General features: G+C 72.4%; 19 protein-coding genes. 11 read left to right on the top strand and 8 right to left on the bottom strand.

What is annotated here, in order from left to right:
- Nucleotides 1-37: 37 nt before the first annotated feature.
- Nucleotides 38-874: a menaquinone biosynthetic enzyme MqnA/MqnD family protein gene (locus ACZ56E_RS06320; RefSeq protein ID WP_471213072.1), complete on the bottom strand. Its 837-nt coding sequence runs from the start codon at nt 872-874 to the stop codon at nt 38-40.
- 366 nt (nt 875-1,240) lie between these two features.
- On the opposite strand from ACZ56E_RS06320, the gene ACZ56E_RS06315 reads away from it, so the two are divergent.
- A complete protein-coding gene (locus ACZ56E_RS06315; protein WP_018528239.1) occupies nt 1,241-1,444 on the top strand; it encodes a cold-shock protein in 204 nt (67 codons plus the stop codon).
- Between the two features lie 156 nt (nt 1,445-1,600).
- Here the strand turns inward: ACZ56E_RS06315 and ACZ56E_RS06310 are convergent, their stop codons facing one another.
- On the bottom strand, nt 1,601-2,161 hold the full coding sequence (locus tag ACZ56E_RS06310) for a helix-turn-helix domain-containing protein (RefSeq protein WP_468604298.1): 561 nt from the start codon (nt 2,159-2,161) through the stop codon (nt 1,601-1,603).
- A gap of 89 nt (nt 2,162-2,250) precedes the next feature.
- Here ACZ56E_RS06310 and ACZ56E_RS06305 point away from each other — a divergent pair, with 89 nt between their 5' ends.
- Both ACZ56E_RS06305 and ACZ56E_RS06300 read left to right on the top strand, forming a co-directional pair.
- Nucleotides 2,251-3,015 carry an AzlC family ABC transporter permease gene (locus tag ACZ56E_RS06305; RefSeq protein WP_471211749.1) on the top strand — a complete coding sequence of 255 codons (765 nt, stop codon included), beginning with the start codon at nt 2,251-2,253 and terminating at the stop codon, nt 3,013-3,015.
- Complete coding sequence (locus tag ACZ56E_RS06300) at nt 3,012-3,326, top strand: AzlD domain-containing protein (RefSeq protein WP_471211746.1); 315 nt, start codon at nt 3,012-3,014, stop codon at nt 3,324-3,326. The genes ACZ56E_RS06305 and ACZ56E_RS06300 overlap by 4 nt, the downstream gene beginning before the upstream one ends.
- A 16-nt stretch (nt 3,327-3,342) precedes the next feature.
- Here ACZ56E_RS06300 and ACZ56E_RS06295 read toward each other — a convergent pair whose 3' ends face one another.
- Nucleotides 3,343-5,127 carry an AMP-dependent synthetase/ligase gene (locus ACZ56E_RS06295; RefSeq protein WP_471211744.1) on the bottom strand — a complete coding sequence of 595 codons (1,785 nt, stop codon included), beginning with the start codon at nt 5,125-5,127 and terminating at the stop codon, nt 3,343-3,345.
- Between the two features lie 93 nt (nt 5,128-5,220).
- Between ACZ56E_RS06295 and ACZ56E_RS06290 the strand changes: the two genes are divergently transcribed.
- On the top strand, nt 5,221-6,354 hold the full coding sequence (locus ACZ56E_RS06290; protein WP_471211742.1) for an AraC family transcriptional regulator: 1,134 nt from the start codon (nt 5,221-5,223) through the stop codon (nt 6,352-6,354).
- Here ACZ56E_RS06290 and ACZ56E_RS06285 read toward each other — a convergent pair.
- On the bottom strand, nt 6,267-7,082 hold the full coding sequence (locus tag ACZ56E_RS06285; RefSeq protein WP_471211740.1) for a tetratricopeptide repeat protein: 816 nt from the start codon (nt 7,080-7,082) through the stop codon (nt 6,267-6,269). The two genes, ACZ56E_RS06290 and ACZ56E_RS06285, sit on opposite strands and share 88 nt — an antisense overlap.
- Before the next feature lie 349 nt (nt 7,083-7,431).
- On the opposite strand from ACZ56E_RS06285, the gene ACZ56E_RS06280 reads away from it, so the two are divergent.
- The 3 genes from ACZ56E_RS06280 to ACZ56E_RS06270 all read left to right on the top strand — a co-directional run bounded on the left by ACZ56E_RS06280 (nt 7,432) and on the right by ACZ56E_RS06270 (nt 9,975).
- Nucleotides 7,432-8,697, top strand: a complete 1,266-nt coding sequence (locus ACZ56E_RS06280) for a lipase family protein (protein WP_471211737.1) — start codon at nt 7,432-7,434, stop codon at nt 8,695-8,697.
- Between the two features lie 121 nt (nt 8,698-8,818).
- Nucleotides 8,819-8,965, top strand: coding sequence for a hypothetical protein (locus ACZ56E_RS06275; protein WP_468604285.1), 147 nt, complete (start codon nt 8,819-8,821; stop codon nt 8,963-8,965).
- On the top strand, nt 8,962-9,975 hold the full coding sequence (locus ACZ56E_RS06270) for a molybdopterin-dependent oxidoreductase (RefSeq protein WP_471211734.1): 1,014 nt from the start codon (nt 8,962-8,964) through the stop codon (nt 9,973-9,975). The genes ACZ56E_RS06275 and ACZ56E_RS06270 overlap by 4 nt, the downstream gene beginning before the upstream one ends.
- Here the strand turns inward: ACZ56E_RS06270 and ACZ56E_RS06265 are convergent.
- Nucleotides 9,962-10,426 (bottom strand): ATP-binding protein, encoded by a 465-nt coding sequence (locus tag ACZ56E_RS06265; protein ID WP_471211733.1) that lies wholly within the window; start codon nt 10,424-10,426, stop codon nt 9,962-9,964. The genes ACZ56E_RS06270 and ACZ56E_RS06265 overlap by 14 nt on opposite strands.
- A gap of 126 nt (nt 10,427-10,552) precedes the next feature.
- On the opposite strand from ACZ56E_RS06265, the gene ACZ56E_RS06260 reads away from it, so the two are divergent.
- Genes ACZ56E_RS06260 through ACZ56E_RS06250 form a run of 3 tightly spaced genes read left to right on the top strand, consistent with a single transcriptional unit; the run spans nt 10,553 to nt 12,607 of the window.
- Nucleotides 10,553-11,419, top strand: a complete 867-nt coding sequence (locus ACZ56E_RS06260) for a helix-turn-helix domain-containing protein (protein ID WP_471211732.1) — start codon at nt 10,553-10,555, stop codon at nt 11,417-11,419.
- Nucleotides 11,416-11,718 (top strand): DUF397 domain-containing protein, encoded by a 303-nt coding sequence (locus tag ACZ56E_RS06255; RefSeq protein ID WP_471211730.1) that lies wholly within the window; start codon nt 11,416-11,418, stop codon nt 11,716-11,718. The genes ACZ56E_RS06260 and ACZ56E_RS06255 overlap by 4 nt, the downstream gene beginning before the upstream one ends.
- A gap of 1 nt (nt 11,719) precedes the next feature.
- Entirely contained in the window at nt 11,720-12,607 is an 888-nt protein-coding gene (locus ACZ56E_RS06250) for an aminoglycoside phosphotransferase family protein (RefSeq protein ID WP_471211728.1), read from the top strand.
- Here the strand turns inward: ACZ56E_RS06250 and ACZ56E_RS06245 are convergent.
- Complete coding sequence (locus ACZ56E_RS06245; protein ID WP_471211725.1) at nt 12,586-13,047, bottom strand: hypothetical protein; 462 nt, start codon at nt 13,045-13,047, stop codon at nt 12,586-12,588. The genes ACZ56E_RS06250 and ACZ56E_RS06245 overlap by 22 nt on opposite strands.
- A gap of 17 nt (nt 13,048-13,064) precedes the next feature.
- On the bottom strand, nt 13,065-14,474 hold the full coding sequence (locus ACZ56E_RS06240) for an MFS transporter (protein ID WP_471211723.1): 1,410 nt from the start codon (nt 14,472-14,474) through the stop codon (nt 13,065-13,067).
- A 297-nt stretch (nt 14,475-14,771) separates the two neighbouring features.
- Here ACZ56E_RS06240 and ACZ56E_RS06235 point away from each other — a divergent pair, with 297 nt between their 5' ends.
- Nucleotides 14,772-15,662, top strand: coding sequence for a helix-turn-helix transcriptional regulator (locus ACZ56E_RS06235; protein ID WP_471211720.1), 891 nt, complete (start codon nt 14,772-14,774; stop codon nt 15,660-15,662).
- Between the two features lie 37 nt (nt 15,663-15,699).
- Here ACZ56E_RS06235 and ACZ56E_RS06230 read toward each other — a convergent pair whose 3' ends face one another.
- Complete coding sequence (locus ACZ56E_RS06230) at nt 15,700-17,292, bottom strand: alpha/beta hydrolase (RefSeq protein ID WP_471211718.1); 1,593 nt, start codon at nt 17,290-17,292, stop codon at nt 15,700-15,702.
- Nucleotides 17,293-17,348: the final 56 nt, after the last annotated feature.

Here is a 17,348-nt window from a genome sequence, read left to right as displayed (position 1 = left end):
CGCCGCGGCTCGGCCGCGGCTCTCGGCCACGGCTTCGCTACGGCTTCAGGAGCTCCACGTGGACGTCCGCGGGGAAGCCCGTCGTCGGGCCGACCCGGCGGGCGAACTCGGTGACGCCGGCCAGCTGCTCGGCGCCGAAGCGGAAGTCGAGCGTCGTGAAGTACCGCTCCAGGATCTCGGCGTCGAAGGACTCCCAGCGCGCGGCCTGCTCGGCGACCTTCCCGACCTCCTCCAGGGAGAGGTCGCGGGAGGCGAGGAAGGCCTTGTGCACGGCGCTCACGACCTCCGGCTCGCGCGCCGCGTAGTCGCGCCGGGCGGCCCAGACGGCGAAGACGAACGGCAGGCCCGTCCACTCCTTCCACAGCTGTCCGAGGTCGTACACGTCCAGGCCGAGCCGCGGCCCGTCGATGAGGTTCGCGCGCAGCGCCGCGTCGCCGATGAGGACGGCGGCGTCCGCCTCCCGCATCATCAGCCCCAGGTCGGGCGGGCAGGTGTAGTAGTCGGGCCGCACGCCGTACCGCTCGGCGAGCAGCAGCTGCGCGAGCCGCACAGAGGTGCGGGAGGTGGAGCCGAGCGCCACCCGGGCGCCGTCGAGCCGGTCCAGCGGCACCTGCGAGACGATCACGCAGGACATGACGGGCCCGTCGCAGCCGACCGCGAGGTCGGGGAAGGCGATCAGGTCGTCGGCGTTCTTCAGGAACTCGACGAGCGTCACGGGCGCGATGTCGAGCTCGCCCCTGACCAGCTGCTCGCTGAGCTTCTCCGGGGTGTCCTTGGTCAGCTCGAAGTCGAGGAGCGTTCCGGTCCGCGCGAGCCCCCAGTACAGGGGCAGGCAGTTCAGGAACTGGATGTGACCGACGCGGGGCCGGGGAATGCGGCGGGAGTCGTGCGACTGTTCGGCGCCTGCCCCCGCGAAGGCGTTCAGGGGAGAATTGTCCACATCGGCGAGGCTAGCCCTCGTGCGGGAGGGTTCGGGCGCCGGGGGCCCGACGCGCCCGCGCGACCCCCTCCGTCAACCCCGTCGGGAGCCCCGTCAAACATCCGGGTGACGTGATCTTGCCCCCTATTGCATTCCCGGGTCTGCGTGCTAAGCTCGCCGCAAGTTGCAGTTTGGTTTCCCTTGCAGTACAGAGCCTGCGGAGCATGTAACCCGCAGGCTCTCGTCGTTTTCAGACTTATGCAGTTGTTTAAACAATCGCTGGTTCTGGAGCAGGGCAACCCTTTGGCCCAAGGAGGGCTTATGGCTACCGGAACCGTGAAGTGGTTCAACGCTGAAAAGGGCTTTGGCTTCATCGCCCAGGAAGGCGGCGGCCCGGACGTCTTCGTCCACTACTCCGCGATCAACGCGAACGGCTTCCGCTCCCTCGAGGAGAACCAGGCCGTTTCCTTCGACGTGACGCAGGGCCCGAAGGGTCCGCAGGCGGAGAACGTCACCCCCCAGTAATCGGACGCCTCACGTCAGTGAGTCGTGTGATTCCTCCGGTGACTTGATCCGGACATGGATGCAGTACCCAAGGAGCCCTGCTCCTCCGCGCGAGCGGGGGAAGCGGGGCTCCTGCCTTTTCCGGCCCCTGGGCCCCGGCCCTGGGCCCTGGCGGCCCTAGGTGTGCTGCATGATCATCACGAACGTCGTGCCGGGCTCCAGCGCCTCGTACGAATGTTCGACATCCCCGCGATACGACATGTAGTCCCCCGGAGCCAGCTCCACCGCCTCGCCGCGCGGGCCCGCGAGCAGCCGGCCCGTGCTGATGACGAGGTGCTCCACCGACCCCGGGATGTGCGGGTCGGACTCACGGGCCGCGCCCGGCTCCAGAGCCCCGTGGTAGATGTCGCGCCGCACGCCGGTCGGCCCGGCGGAGAGCAGCGTGCCCGCGTAGGACGAGTTCTCGGCGTGCATGGTCGGACCCTCGCCCGCGCGGATCACCGTCACGGCGGGCGCGGGAGACTCCACGAGCACGCTGAACGGCACGCCGAGCGCGACGGCCAGCGACCAGAGCGTCTCGATGCCGGGGTTGCCGGTGGCCGCCTCCAGCTGGGAGAGCGTGGACTTGGCGATGCCGGCGCGTTTGGCCAGCTCGGAGAGGGAGAGGCCGGCCCTGGTGCGCTCCCGGCGCAGGGCGGCGGCGACCCACTCGCGCGGCATGCGGGACCCGTCGGTCATCACAGTTTCCTCTGACCCTCTCCTGTTCGGCACAGCGGACTGATCGTTCGCCTTGACGAACGCGCCCCGCTCCATCCATCCTACGACCCATGCGTTCGCCACACCGAACAGACGACCCGTCCGACCGAACGGGCGCGATACCCGCGGACCCGCCCAAGGGCCTCGTCCGCCTGTCCGACCTCCCACCCGGCGTCCTGCGCGACATCGCGCTCGTCTGGCTCGCCGACGCCGTCGTCGGCGTCTCCTTCGGCGCCATCGCCGTCGGCGGCGGGCTGCCCGTGTGGGTGCCGGTGCTCATGTCGCTGCTGGTGTACGCGGGCTCCGCCCAGTTCAGCGCGGTCGGCATCCTCACGGCGGGCGGCGGCCCGGTGGCCGCGGCGGCGACCGGGCTGCTCCTCAACTCCCGCACGGCGGCGTTCAGTCTGGCGCTCGCCGACGACCTCGGCCGGTCCTGGGCGGCGCGGCTGATCGGCGCGCATCTGGTCACCGACGAGACCGCGGCCTTCGTACTGGCCCAGCGCGGGCGCCGGCAGCGCAGGGCCGCCTTCTGGATATCCGGCGTCGGCCTGTTCGTCGCCTGGAACCTGAGCGTGCTGGCGGGCGCCCTCGCCGGGTCCGCGCTCGGCGACACCGACCGGTTCGGCCTCGACGCCGCGTTCCCCGCGGTGCTGCTCGCGCTGGTGCTGCCCGCGCTGCGGAGCGACAGCGCGGCGCGACGGGCCGCGGCGGCGGGTGCCGTCATCGCGGTGGTCTCGGCGCCGCTGCTGCCCGCCGGGGTGCCGGTGCTGCTCGCCCTGCTCGGCCTGCTCGCGGCGCGCCGCCCCCGCCCCGCCTCTTCGAGGAGCACCTCATGAACGCCACACTCGCCTGCGTCCTCGCCCTCGCCGCGGGCACGTACGTCTTCCGCCTGGCGGGCCCGGTCCTGCACGGCCGCGTCGAACTCCCACCCCGGGTGCAGGAGTTGCTGGCCGTCGCCGCCACGGTCCTCCTGGTCGCCCTCCTCGCCACCGGCGCCCTCACCGAGGGCCAGGACTTCGCGGGCTGGGCGCGGCCCCTCGGTGTCCTGGTCGGCGGCGTCCTCGCCTGGCGCAAGGCGCCGTTCGCCGTGGTCGTGGTGGGCGCGGCGGCGACCACGGCGCTGCTGCGTCTGGTGGGCGTCCAGTAGCTCCCGGGTCGTGGGGCTACTGCTCGTACAGGCCCTCCACCACCCCCGCGTACCGCTCCGTCACCGCCTTCCTGCGGACCTTCAGGCTCGGGGTGAGGAGGCCGCCCTCCACGGTGAAGTCCTCGTCCAGGAGCGCGAACGCGCGGATACGGGCGGGGCGGGAGACCGTGGCGTTGGCGGTGTCCACGGCCTCCTGGACCAGTGCGCGGACGCGGGGGTCGCGGGACGGCGGGTCCGTCAGCCGCACATCCTCGCGTTCGGCCCACGCCGTGATCTCCTCCGCGTCCAGCGTGATGAGCGCGACCGGGTAGGGGCGGTTGTCGCCGACCATGACGGCCCGGGACACGAAGCGGGTGGTCTGGAGGGCCAGTTCGGTCAGCGACGGGGTGAGGTTCTTGCCGCCGGACGTGATGATGAGGTCTTTCTTGCGGCCCGTGATCGTGAGGAACCCGTCCTCGTCGAGGGCGCCGAGGTCCCCGGTGTGCAGCCACCCCTCGTCGTCGATGACCTCGCGCGTGGCACGGGGGTTGTTGTGGTAGCCGAGGAAGACCATGGCGCCCCGCGCCAGGACCTCCCCGTCGTCCGCGATGCGCAGCTCGACGCCGTCCACGGGGCGGCCGACCGTGCCGTACCGGACCGCGCCCGGGTGGTTGAGGGTGAGGACGCCCGCCGACTCCGTCATCCCGTACCCCTCGTAGACCGCGATGCCGCAGGCCCGCAGGAAGTCGACGGTGTCGGGCGCGATGGGCGCGCCGCCGGTCAGCGCCCACCGGACGCGGCCGCCGAGCGCCTGCCGGACCAGGCTGTAGAGGGCCTTGTCGGCCGCTTCGTACGCCTCCCTCAGCTCGGCGGGCAGCTTGCCGTCGGCGGCGAGGACCCCGATGCGGACGGCCTCCTCGAACCGTTCGCGCCCGCCCTCCTGCGCCTCGGCGGGGGACAGCACCACGGACCGCACCTTCTCGAACAGCCGGGGTACGGACGGCAGATGGGTGGGGCGCGCCTCCGCCAGCTCGGAGACCACGTCCTCGATGCGCCCGCCGAAGAAGGTGAGCGTGCCGCCCCCGATGAGCGTCGTGAACTCGATGAGCTGGGCGAGGAGATGGGCGAGCGGGAGGTAGAGGTACGTCGTGTCGCCGGGGCCGCCGTCGACGAGCGGCACGGCGGCAGCCTGCACGGCGAGCAGATTGCCGTGCGTGAGCAGACAGCCCTTGGGCGGCCCTGTCGTGCCGGAGGTGTAGATGATCGTGGCGAGGTCGTCCGCCCGGCGGCCCTCCGCCCGCGCCAAGAGAGCGTCGAGTGCGGCCAGTTCGGCGGGTTCCTCCGTCATGAGGATCACGTGCCGCACGTCCGGGAACCGCTCCCGCAGCCGCTCGATCTTCGCCGCCTGCGCCGCGTCCTCGCAGATCACCACCGTCGCGCCCGAGTCCGACAGGACCCAGGCGACCTCGTCGTCCCCCGCCGTCGGATAGACCGGGACCACGACGGCGCCCGCCGCGAGCACGCCGAAGTGGGTGCACGTCCACTCGGGACGGGTCTCGGCGAGGACCGCCACACGGTCGTCCGAGAGGACGCCGAGTGCGAGCAGGCCCCGGCCCACCCGCCGTGCGGCGTCCCGGAGTTCCGCGTACGACATCTCGGCCCACGCCCCGTCGCGCCGGAAGCGCAGAGCGGGCAGATTCCCCGGTGACTCCCCCGGTGACCCCGGCGGCTCCCCGTGCCGCTCCGCCGCCCACTCCGCCAGGAGCGCCAGACTGCCGGGCAGTTCGGACGGCTTGAGTGGGTCCTTCCGCGTCTGCTGCATGCGTACGACGCTAGGGACCGCACCCGGCTCCCGGGATGACGCGAAACGTCAGCAGCACTGGCCGGTCCGCTCAGCCGTCACTACCGTCGTGACATGGCCAGGCGGACGATCACCGTGCACCATGTACGGGCCGTGCTGCGCGGCGCCGAGCGGCGCGGCGTGGACACCGTGCCGCTGCTGCGCGGGGCGCAGATCCCGCCGCTGCTCCTCGGCGACGACCGGGCCCGGGTCACCGCGCCCCAGTTCGCCCGGCTCTTCCGCGAGCTGTACCGCGTCACGCAGGACGAGTTCCTCGGCCTCGGCTCCGCCGTCAGCAGACCGGGGACGTTCGCGATGATGTGCCAGGCCTCGCTGGGCTGCGGCGACCTCGGCTCCGCGGTGCGGCGCGGCGTCACCTTCTACGGCCTGTTCCCCGGCGGCCCCGACCTCGTCCTCGAACGCCGCGACGACGAGGCGGTGTTCGGCGTCCGCGACGACCTGGAACAGGACTACTTCCTCGCCGAGTGTCTCGTCATCATCTGGCACCGCCTGTGCAGCTGGCTGATCGGCCGCCGCATCCCGCTGCGCTGGGCCGAGTTCGGGCATCCGCCGCCCCCGCACAAGGACGAGTACGAGCTGCTCTTCGGCTGTGCCGTGCGGTTCGGCGCCGAGCGCACCGGCGCCGGCTTCGACCCGCACTGGCTGGACGCGCCGCTGATCAGGGACGAGGCGGCGCTGGACGAGATGCTGCGCCGGGCACCCTTCGAGCTGCTCTCCCGGCGCGAGTACGGCACGACGGTCGCCGAGCAGGTGCGCCGCGTCCTCGCCCGCGCCCTGCGCACCTCGCCGCGGCTGCCGTCGCTCGGCGAGATCGCGGCGCGCCTCGCGGTGAGCCCGGCGACGCTGCGCCGCCGCCTTGCCGAGGAGTCCACGTCGTACCAGCAGCTGAAGGACGCGGTGCGGCGGGACGCGGCGATCGCCGGTCTGGTGGAGGGACGGGAGCCGATCGCGGAGCTCGCGGCGCGGCTCGGCTTCTCCGAGGACACGGCGTTCCACCGGGCGTTCCGCCGGTGGACGGGGACGACGCCCGGGGCGTACCGGACGGAGACGGTCCGGTCCTGTGTCCCGGGCCCCGGCTCCGCCGCTCCCGCCTGCGCCCCTTACGACTCCTCGCCGCCCGTCGGCTCGCCCCCCGCACCATCAGGCGCCGCCCCCGTCCGACCTCCGGACGACGCACCCCGAGCCTGACCGCCCGGCTCGTCGAACACCGCGCCGTTGACCGCCGCGGCGTCCGCGCGCACCGTCGTCTCGCCCTCCAGTTTGCCGAGGCGCCGGCTGGTGCGGCCGAGTGCGATGAGCACCGTGATCAGCGACGTGGACGTCTCCTCGATGCGCCGCGTGTAGCGGACGGCCTCCTCGTAGGCGGCGTGTGCCTGCGCCACCATGTCCTGCGCGTCGTAGGCGTCGCCCATGTCCTTGAGGACGGAGGCGTACCAGCCCGGGTCGCTCTCGCCGTCGACCAGGGCGAGGACGGCCTGGCAGGCGGCGACCCCGTCGGCGTAGGCCCCCTCGACGCCGGCCCGCCCCAGCTCCTCGTACGTGAGCGCCATGTTGTGCAGGACGGCGGCCCGCCGCTCGGTGTCCGGGATCTTCGGGGCCTCCTCGGCCAGCCGCGCCAGGACGTCGCGCGCCTCGCTCCGCTCGCCCAGCGCCGCCAGGGTGTTGGCGAGGGCGGTCATCGTCGTCGCGAGGTCGCTCGGGTTGCCGGCCCGCTGCTTGTACGAGACGGCCTGCCGGAAGTACTCGGCGGCCTCCTCGAGGTCGTCGGCGTCGCGGTAGGTGTCGGCGATGTCGTGCAGGACGATGCCGTAGACGCCCGGCGAATCCTCGGGGTCCGTCAGGCCGCGGGCCTCGTAGAAGCAGGCGAGCGCCTGGTCGAGGCGGGCGGGCCGCGGCTGGCTTGTCTCTTCCGGCATGACGGTCTCCGTTCGGGGTCGGGCGGTGGGTCTGCTCCCGGCGTGTGACTCCTGCTCTCGTGGTTCCTGCTCTCGCGGTTCTGCGCTCGTGGTTCTGCGCTCGTGGTTCCTCGTACGCCGTGACGGCACCGGCGGCGTCACCCGCGTGCTCCCGGCAGCCCGCGGCTTCCCTTCTGTGAACGTAGCGTTGGGGCGGCCCGCTGGATACCTGTGAGCGGAAGACCCGGTCGGCTGAGTGTGAGCAGAAGTCAACGAAGGTGAGCGTCCGGGTCACCCATGGATTACTCGCCGGTCATTACGGTCATTGTCAGAACACCCCTCCGCCCCTGAGGACAGTTGGGAGAGCCGCATGCACACACGTACCAGCGTCAGAGCGTGGGCCGTGGTGGCCGCGCTCGGTCTGTCGGCCGTCACCCCGCTCACCGCCGCGCACGCCGAGGACTCCGGGTCCCCCGGCTCGGCCGGCGGCCCCCTCAGCTCTTCCGGCGCCCTCGGCTCCGCCGGTCCTCTCGGCCCCTCCGGCCCCCTCGGACTGCTCGGCCCGTCCGGCTCGGCCGGCTCCCCCGGCGACGTCGTGAGCTCCGAGCCGAGCAGCTTCCACCCCCTGCCCGGTCAGCCCACGAAGACGAAGGCCTGGAAGATCCACTACCGCTCGACCACGGCCAAGGGCGCGCCGAACACCGTCTCCGGCACGGTCATCGTGCCCCAGGACGGCCGCGAGGGCCCCCGCCCCCTGATCACGTACGCCGTCGGGACCGTCGGCGTCGGCGACCACTGCGCGCCCAGCGCGGGCTTCCCCAAGGGCACCACCGTGGAGGCCAACCTCATCCAGCAGCTGACCCTGCGCGGCTGGGCGGTGGTCGTCACCGACTACGAGGGCCTCGGCACCCCCGGCGACCACACCTACACGGTCGGCCGCGCCGAGGGCCACGCCGTGCTGGACGCCGCCCGCGCCGCGATCCGGCTGCCCGAGGCGGGCCTCGGCGAGGACACGCCGGTCGGCATCATGGGCTACTCGCAGGGCGGCCAGGCCTCGTCGTGGGCGGCCGAACTGCACGGTTCGTACGCCCCCGACCTCGACGTCAAGGGCACGGCGACCGGCGGCATCCCCGGCGACCTCATGAAGGTCGCGAAGTTCAACGACGGCTCGTACGGCTCGGGCCTGATCTTCCTGGCGGCGATCGGCCAGGACGCGGCCTTCCCCGAGCTGAACCTCGCCTCCTACCTCAACCCGAAGGGCGAGAAGCTCATCGCGGCCCTGCGGAACGCCTGCGTCGCGGACGCCGCCGTGCTCGGCGCGTTCAAGCCGATCTCGTCGATGACCACGAAGAACCCCCTCCACCAGGCCGACTGGCAGCAGCGCCTGAACGAGTCACGGGTCGGCACGGTCAAGCCGGACGCACCCGTGTACCAGTACCACGCGCTCGGCGACGAGCTCATCCCGTACAGCGTGGGCAAGAAGGTCCGCGAGGACTGGTGCGCGCGGGGCGCGAACGTGGAGTGGCACAAGGTGGCCGTCGGCGAACACGTCAGCGGGGTGATCACGCAGTCGCCGTTCGCGGCAGGGTGGCTGGCGGACCGGTTCGCGGGCAAGCCGGCGCGCGGCAACTGCTGACGCGGGCGCGGGGATTGGGACGGCCTGCGGGTCGTCGGTGAAAAATTAGTGGGCAGCGCGGCGGAGTCCCCCTAGGATCTCGAGGTTTGCACGACTTCGAGAACCGGGGGGATTTCTCGTCATGCTCTTGGCACCCACGGCCCTGTCCCTGGCCATGCTGGCCCTGTTCGTCCTGGCGATGAAGGCGTCCGACACGATGCCGCACCGCCCCACGGCGGAGCCGGGCGCGGAGCCGGAAGGCACCGCCGGAAAGGAGGCCGCCCGATGACGCCACCCGTGACGTCCACTCACGTGACGTCCGCTACGGAGGCGGCGCCGTTGACGCCACCGCCGAGTGACCCCTCGCGGGCGGACCCCGCGCCGGGTCCCGACTTCGTCACCCCTGTGGACAACGTCTTCGTACGCACCCACCTGGGCCTCCCCGAGATCGACCCCGCGACCTGGACACTGACGGTCGAGGGCCTGGTGGCCCGCCCCCTGCGCCTCGACCTGCCGGCGCTCCTCGCCCTCCCGCGCGAACAGCTCACCGCCGTCCACGAGTGCTTCGGCAGCCCGTTCCGCCCCGACACGCCCACGCGCGCGGTGACGAACATCGAGTGGACGGGCCTGCCGCTGGCCGCGCTCCTGGACCGCGCGGGCCCGCTGCCCGCCGCGCGGCACGTGCGCTTCGAGGGCGCGGACACCGGCTCCTTCCAGGGCGAGGACGGGCTCTCGTACGTGAAGGACCTCCCGCTGGAGACCGCCCGCCGTGACGTGTTCCTCGCCCACGGCATGAACGGCGAGCCGTTGCGCGCCCGCCACGGGTGGCCGCTGCGGGCCGTGGTCCCCCGTATGTTCGGCACCAACTCCGTGAAGTGGCTGACCCGCGTCGTCCTCACGGAGGAGCGGCCGCAGCACATGTTCACGACGAGGTTCTATACGCGGGTGCTGCCGGGGGACGACGCCCCGCAGCCGGTGCGTGCGGTGGACGTCAACAGCAAGATCCTCGCCCCTGCGGACGGCTCCCGTGTCCTGCCCGGAGATGTGGTCTTCCGGGGCCGCACCTGGAGCACGACGGAGGTCGTCCGCCTCGACCTGTCCGTCGACGGCGGCCCATGGGAGCCCGCCACACTCGACACCCTCGGCGCCGAGCCGACCTGGCAGGGCTTCTCCCTCCGCCGCACGCTCCGGCCGGGCCCGCACACGGTCCGCTCCCGCGCGACGGACTCGGCGGGCCGCGTCCAGCCGCCGCCCGGCGCCCGGAACTCCGTCCACGAGGTGCGCTTCACGGTGGGCTAGCGGCGGGCTGCCCCTCGTGGCGCAGCTCGGCCCAGACGGTCTTGCCGACGACGCGGTCGGTCACGCCCCAGGCGCTGGCCAGCGCCTCGACGACGTACAGCCCGCGTCCCGACTCGCCGTCGGGGCCGGCTCGTTGGATCTCCGGCCGTCGGTCGCCCCGGCAGTCCGCGACCTCGATACGGAGCGTGTCGGGCCTCGTCCGGACGAGGCGCAGCTCGAAGTCGCGGCCGGCCACGTGGCCGTGCGTGACGGCGTTCGCCGCGAGTTCGGCGACGATGTGTGCGGCGGCGTCGGAGAGTTCGCTCCCGTGCGGGATGCCCCAGAGGTCGAGCTGGTGGGTGGCGAGGCGCCGTGCGAGACGGGCACCTCGCCGGGTGGGGCTGAGCAGTTGGGCAAACCTTTGGGGTGCGGCCTCGGAGTCGCTGACGTGGGTGGTCATTCGGGGATTCATGTGACTCAGCGTGGCCGAGCGGTTCTACGCTGCCCAGGTACGACGCCATGACGCCGGGTAGATGTACGAGTACGGGGCCCTGGCTGTACGAGGCGTCAACCGTGACCACGCGAGGACGGTACGGGCATGGCGAGCACAGACCATGAGGAACGACCGGAGCGGCCGTCCCAGGCGGACGGCACGACCCACCTCTTCAGCGCACTCGGCAAACAGATCAAGGCCCTGCGCGAACACGCGGGCATGAGCCAGCGGGAGCTCGGCAAGGTGGCGCATTGCGGGGAGGCGCTGATCTCCTCCATGGAGCGCGGCGTACGGACTCCGCAGCCGGAATTCCTGATCCGTGTGGACGGGCCGCTCGACGCGAGGGGAGCGCTGGCGGCGGCTGCTGATGACGTACGGGAAGCGCAGGCGAAGTCGCGGACTCGGCACCCGGATTGGTACCGGGGGTACGCGAGCATGGAGGCGCAGGCGGTGGAGCTGCACCACTACTGCAACCAGACCGTGCACGGCCTTCTGCAGACGGAGGACTACGCTCGCGCCGTATTCACCTACCGGCGCCCCCTCCTCGACGACGCCACCATCGAGAAGCGGGTGTCCGACCGCTTGGCCCGCCAGCAGATCTTCGATCACTGGCCCTCTCCGGCTGTGACCTACGTGCTGGAAGAGGTTGCGCTGCAGCGTCCGATTGGCGGACGTGTGGTGCACGAGGCCCAGTTGCGGCACTTGCTCCGCATGGGCCGCAAACGCAACGTAGAGCTGTACGTGCTGCCGACCGATCGCGAGGAACACCCGAACCTGGACAGCGCCTTCAACCTGCTGACCCCCAAGGGCAAACAGCAGGTGGCTTATACGGAGGCGCAGGGGCATCCTCGTCTGATCACCGACCCCGAAGAGGTACGGCTGATCGCCGACCGCTATGGGAGCATGCGCGGACTGGCTCTCAACCCACGAGAGTCCCTAGCCCTGATCGAGAAGATGCTGGGAGAGCGATGAGCACCGAGGAACTGGACTGGTTCAAGTCCAGCTACAGCAGCGGCGAAGGCGGCGACTGCCTCGAAGTCGCCTACAACTGGCGGAAATCCAGCTACAGCGGCGGCGAAGGCGGCGAGTGCCTCGAAGTCGCCTACAACTGGCGGAAGTCGAGCCACAGCGGCGGTGAGGGCGGCACATGCGTAGAGCTATCGTCCTGCGCCCACGCGATCCACATCCGTGACTCCAAGAACCCCACCGGACCCACCCTCTCCATAGCCCCCACCACCTGGTCCCACTTCCTCCCGTACGCCAAGGCCTGACGTGGAGGAGGTCACCGAGACCCTGATCCGCGCCCTCCTCAAGGAGCAGCACCCCGAGCTCGCGGAGTTGGAGATCCACTCCCCGGTCAGGGGATGGGACAACGAACTCTGGCGCCTGGGCCAGAACCTGGCCGCCCGCCTGCCCCGCACGGAACGCGCCCCGGAGCTGCTCCGCAAAGAACACCGCTGGCTCCCGGCGCTCGCGCCCACGCTCCCCCTCCCCGTACCGACCCCCGTGCACCTGGTCGAGCCGACGCCCCGCTTCCCGCAGCCGTGGACCATCGCCGCCTGGGTGCCGGGCTCCCCGGCCGACCGCACTCCGGTCAGCCAGGCCGACCACGCGGCCGAGGCGCTGGCGGAGTTCCTGCGCGCGCTGCACAAGGAGGCCCCGGCGGACGCACCCCGCGTCCAGGAGCGAGGGGCACCCCTCCCCACCCTCACCCACGTCTTTGAACAGCAACTCCGCGACCTGGCACCGGAGGTGGGCGGCGGCGCGTCAGCCCTCCGTACCGTCTGGGAGGACGCCGTCACGGCACCCCCATGGCAAGGCACCCCCGTCTGGCTGCACGGCGACCTGCACCCCGCGAACGCGGTCGTCACCGACGGCACCCTCTCCGGTGTCATCGACTTCGGCGAACTCTGCGCGGGCGACCCGGCGACGGACCTCGCGGCGGCGTGGCTGCTCCTGCCCAACGGGGCGGCACCACGCTTCTTCGAGGCGTACGCGCGGGCCGACGACGCGACGATCCGGCGCGCTCGGGGCCGGGCGATCCTGCAGGCCCTGGTCCTCATCGCCATCGGCCGCAACGGCGAACGGGGCCTGCCGGGCGGCAAGGTGACATGGGGCCGCGCGGGCCGGGCGACGCTTCAGAGACTGATCGCCCGGTAGCTCAGCAACGCATCGACGACCTGCCCCGCCGCGTCGGCACCGCTCTCCGGCCCCAGGTCCGCGCCCAGGACCAGGTCGCGGGCGCGGGGGTGCGGGACGTTCGCGGCGAGGAGCAGCAGGTAGTGGTCGCAGTCCGGGGACGCCGGGTCGGCCAGAACCCGCCGTACGATCTCGACGAGCTCGTCCCGCGTGACATCCGGCACCCGGGGCCAAGCGGGCCGCGCGGCCTCCCGAGCGAACTCCTCCAGGCTCCGCCACCCGTCGTACTCGACGAAGTCGAACGGCCCGTACCGGTGCCCGGTCGCCGCGTTGAACGCCGCAACGTGCTCGTCCCCGGCCCCGTCACGCACCAGCTCGGCGACCCCCTCGATCTCGCGGCTGAGCGCGACCAGGCGTTCCGGGGATACGGGCGGGGGCAGCAGCTCGGGTCGTAGGTCCACGGTGGGAATTATGCGGGTCAGTCGCGAGGGAGCAGCCACGCCGCGAGGGCCGTCGTCGCGCAGAGCGTGGCGCCCGCGACGACCAGCCCCGTGTGCATCCCGGAGAGCGAGAACCCCGAGGCGCCGTCACCACTTCCGCCGCCCGCGAGGAGCGCTCCGAAGAGGGCCACGGACATCGCTCCGCCCGTCTGGCGGAGGGAGTTGAGGAGGCCCGATGCGGTGCCGGCGCGTTCGCCGGGGACGCTGTCGAGGAGTTGGGCGGTCAGTGCGGGGACCGCGAAGGCGCCGCCGAGGCCCGTGGGGACGAGCAGGACGAGGACGAGCCACAGCGGCGTATCGGCGGTCAGCGGGACGAGCGCGAACATGGCCACGGCGAGGATCGCCTGCCCGAGGACGATCACCGTACGCCGCCCGAGCCGTTCGGCGGCACGCGGCGAGACGAGGTTCGTCCCGGTGATGAACGCGGCGAGCGGCACGAACATCAAGCCCGCCTCGACGCCCGACATGCCGCGCAGCTGCTGGTAGTAGAGGCCGAGGAGGAAGGTCACGCCGTAGAACCCGGCGTTCACGGCGAAGCCGACCGCGAGGGCGACCGAGACCGGCCGCCGCCGCAGGAGTTCGAGCGGCACCATGGGCGCGGGGTGCCGCTTCTCCGCGCGGTGGAAGGCGAATCCGGCGGCGACGGCCACGGCGAAGGCGGCGAGCACCGGTGCGCTCCCCCAGCCCAGGTGCCCGCCCTCGATGACCGCGAACGCGAGGCCGGCCAGGGCGAGTACGGCCGTCACCTGGCCCGCGAGGTCGAGCGGCGCCGGGCGGCGCGGGGAGCGTGCGACACGGGCCAGGAGGACGAGGATCACCGCGCCCACGGGCAGGTTGAGGAGGAACACGGACCGCCACCCGGCGGCCTCCGTCAGCACCCCGCCGAGCACAGGCCCCACCGCGACGGATGCCGAACCACCCACCGTCCACAGCGCGATGGCGCGGGCCCGGCGACGCGGATCGTCGTACGCCTGCCGTATCAGCGCGAGCGAGGCGGGCATCACGACGGCGGCGCCCGCGCCCTGGGCGACCCGGGCCGCGATCAGCGCGCCGATCCCGGGCGCGAGCGCGCACGCCAGCGACGCGACGGTGAACAGCCCCACGCCCCACACATAGGCCCGCCGCGCCCCCGCCCGGTCGGCCAGCGCCCCGGCGGACAGCATCAGCGCCGCGAACATCAGCGTGTACGCGTCCACGACCCACTGCAGTCCCGCCATGCCCCCGTGCAGGGTTTCCCGGATGTCGGGCAGCGCGATGTTCACGGCGGTGACGTCGATGGTGATGACGGCGAAGCCGAGCAGGGCGGCGACGAGCGCGACCGGGCCGGAGCGAGCGGGCCGGGCGGCACCGTCTTGGACGGAGCCGGGCGCGAGGACGGCGGCGGACATGGGGGCTCCTACGGTGAGATGGACGGCGGGTGGGACGGGTGGGGGAAGGCCCGTCGCGGAGCGGCAAGGCGATGGACAACCGGTACCGCGAGGCGCAGGCGGCTCGGGCCACCGCGGCCGCGGCCCGGTGCCGTGCACCCCCTGGGCCACGGCGGCCGAGCCGCCTGACGTCATCCACTCTGCGCCGAAGCCCCACGCCGTGGCAGGCCGCACCTCACCGGGGTCCCGCGTTCCTGGCCCTGACACAGCCCCCCACGCCACCCCCGGCCCTCGTACCCCGCCAGGGACAATGAGCGGATGACGGACAGCGCAACGCGAGCCACCAGCACCAGCACCAGGACCGGCACCGGTGCCGGCACCGGCACGGAACTGGGCCGGTACCTGCGCGCCCGCCGCGCCCAGGTGACCCCCGCCGAGGCGGGCCTCCCCGCAGGCGCGGGGATCCGCCGCACACCGGGCCTGCGCCGCGAGGAGCTCGCCACCCTCGCCGGGGTGAGCGTCGACTACTACACGCGGATGGAGCGCGGCCGCGAGACGAACCCCTCCCCCGCCGTCGTCGACGCCCTGGCCCGCGCCCTGCGCCTGACGGGCGACGCCCACGACCGCCTGCGCGACCTGGCCGAACTCGCCTCGGGCCGCCTCACGGAACCGCACCCGACGCCCGACCACACGGTCCGCGACTCCACGCTGCGCACCCTGGAGGCGCTGGCCCCGCTGCCCGCGTACGTGGTGAGCAGGCACAACTACATGCTGGCCGCGAACGCCCCCGGCAAGGCGCTGCTCCCGGGCCTGTGGGAGTGGCCCGCCGAGCAGCGCAATCTCATCCGCTACGTCTTCCTGCACCCCGTCGGCCGCACGCTGTACCGGCCGTGGGAGGAGACGGTCGCCAAGTCCGTGTCACACCTGCGCGCGATCGGCGGCACCGACACCGATTCGCCCCAGCTGACGAACCTGGTCGGCGAACTCCTCCTGAAGTCCCCGGACTTCGCCCGCATATGGGAGCGGTACGACGTGAGCGAGCGCGGCGGCGGCACCAAGACGATCGAGCACCCGAAGGTGGGTCCGATGACGCTCACGTACGAGGTGATGGCACTGGCGAGGACGGGCGGCCAGCGCATGGTGGTCTACCAGGCTCAGCAGGGCACGCCCGACGAGAAGGCGATGCTCGGCCTGACCACCCAGGCCTGACCACACCGGCCTGACCGACCCAAGTGACCGCCCGCGCTCACTCCGCCGCGCACGAGCTCCCCGACTTGGGTGTCTCGCCGTACAGCAGGAACCCGTTCACCTTGTCCTGCACGCACTCCGAACCCAGGTAACCCGTGTGCCCGTCGCCCTTGTTGTCCAGGACGACGGCCTGCGAGCCGAGCCGCCGCGCGGTCTCCTCCGTCCACCGGTACGGCGTGGCCGGGTCGCCGCGCGTGCCGACGAGCAGCAGCTTCGGCGTCTTCACGTCGCGTACGTCCTCACGGATGTAGGTGGTCCCGGGCGGCCGCCCGAAGCAGAGCAGCACGGGCATCAGCATCGACTTGCCGAAGACGGGCGACGCGGCGTCGAACTCCTTCTGGAGCCTGCCGACTTCCTTCTCTATGCGCGCGGCGTCGGGCCGGTCCGGATCGTCGGCGCAGTTCACGGCCATGAGGGCGGCGGCCATATTGTCCGCGGGCACTTCTCCCCCCATCCCGTCTTCACCCCTGTCGACCGCCCCTTCCCGCACGGGCGCGTGGGCGAGCCCGCCGCTCATCCGGATCAGCGCCCTCGGATCACCGTCCGCGAGCAGCGCCCCCAGGGCCTGCGAGAGCGCGGGCCAGGCCTGCCTGCTGTACAGCGCCTGACTGAGTACGCTGACGACGTCCTGGCCGGTGAACTCGGCGCCGTCCAGGGAGCGCAGCGGCATCTCGTCCATCTCCTGGATGAGCGTGACCATGCTCTGCCGCGCGTTGCGCGCGTCCGTGCCGAAGACGCAACCGGCGTTCCCCGTGCACCAGGTGAGGAAGTTGTCGAGGGCGGTCTGGCGTCCCTCGGTGGTGGCGAGGGACTGTGCGGCGACGGGCTCGGTCAGCGTGTCGACGCCGTCGAGCGCCATCCGCCCGACCTTCTTCGGGAACTGGGCGGCATAGACGGCACCGAGCCGGGTCCCGTACGAGAACCCCAGGTAGTTCAGCTTCTTGTCGTCGAGGGCCTGCCGCATGACGTCCAGGTCGCGGGAGACGTTGACGGTCCCCATGTGCGGCAGGACGGGTCCCGATCTGTCCGCGCACTCCTTGGCGACCTTGCGCATCTCCTTCAGCACGGCGGCCGGGTCCTCCGCGCCGCCGGCCATGGGGTCGCTGCTCTCCTCGGCGTCGCCGCAGCTGACCGGGGCGCTCTGGCCGACCCCGCGCGGGTCGAAGGAGACGATGTCGTAGTCCTTGCTCAGGAAGCCGAACTCCTTCTGCGCCCCGGCGAGGGCGGAGACGCCGGGCCCGCCGGGTCCGCCGAAGTTCAGCAGCAGGGAGCCGCGCGGCTTGCCGCTGGTGCTGGACTTCATCCGGATCATCGCGAGGTCGACGGTTCCGGCGCCGGGCTTCGCGTAGTCGATGGGGACGGTCACCTTCCCGCACCGGATGTCGTCGGCGCCGCCCGTGGCCTCGGCCACGGCCTCGGTGTCGCCCTCGCAGGCGGCCCACTTGATCTTCTGCGTATAGAAGCGCGCCAGGTCGGGCCGCCCACCGCCGTCATCGGCGACGGCGGCACCAGGCCCGCCCGATATCCCCGTCACGCCCGCTCCCGCGACGACCAGAACGGTGACGCCGGCGACTGCACAAGCCTTGCGCACGGCAACCTCCCAGGGTGTGCCCCTCGCTCACCCTAAGCGCGGGACGCGCCCCTCGC

Source organism: Streptomyces sp. NPDC039480 (assembly GCF_055597165.1).
Note: the sequence above shows the minus strand (reverse complement) of the source record. Positions and strands in the feature narration are given on the sequence as shown.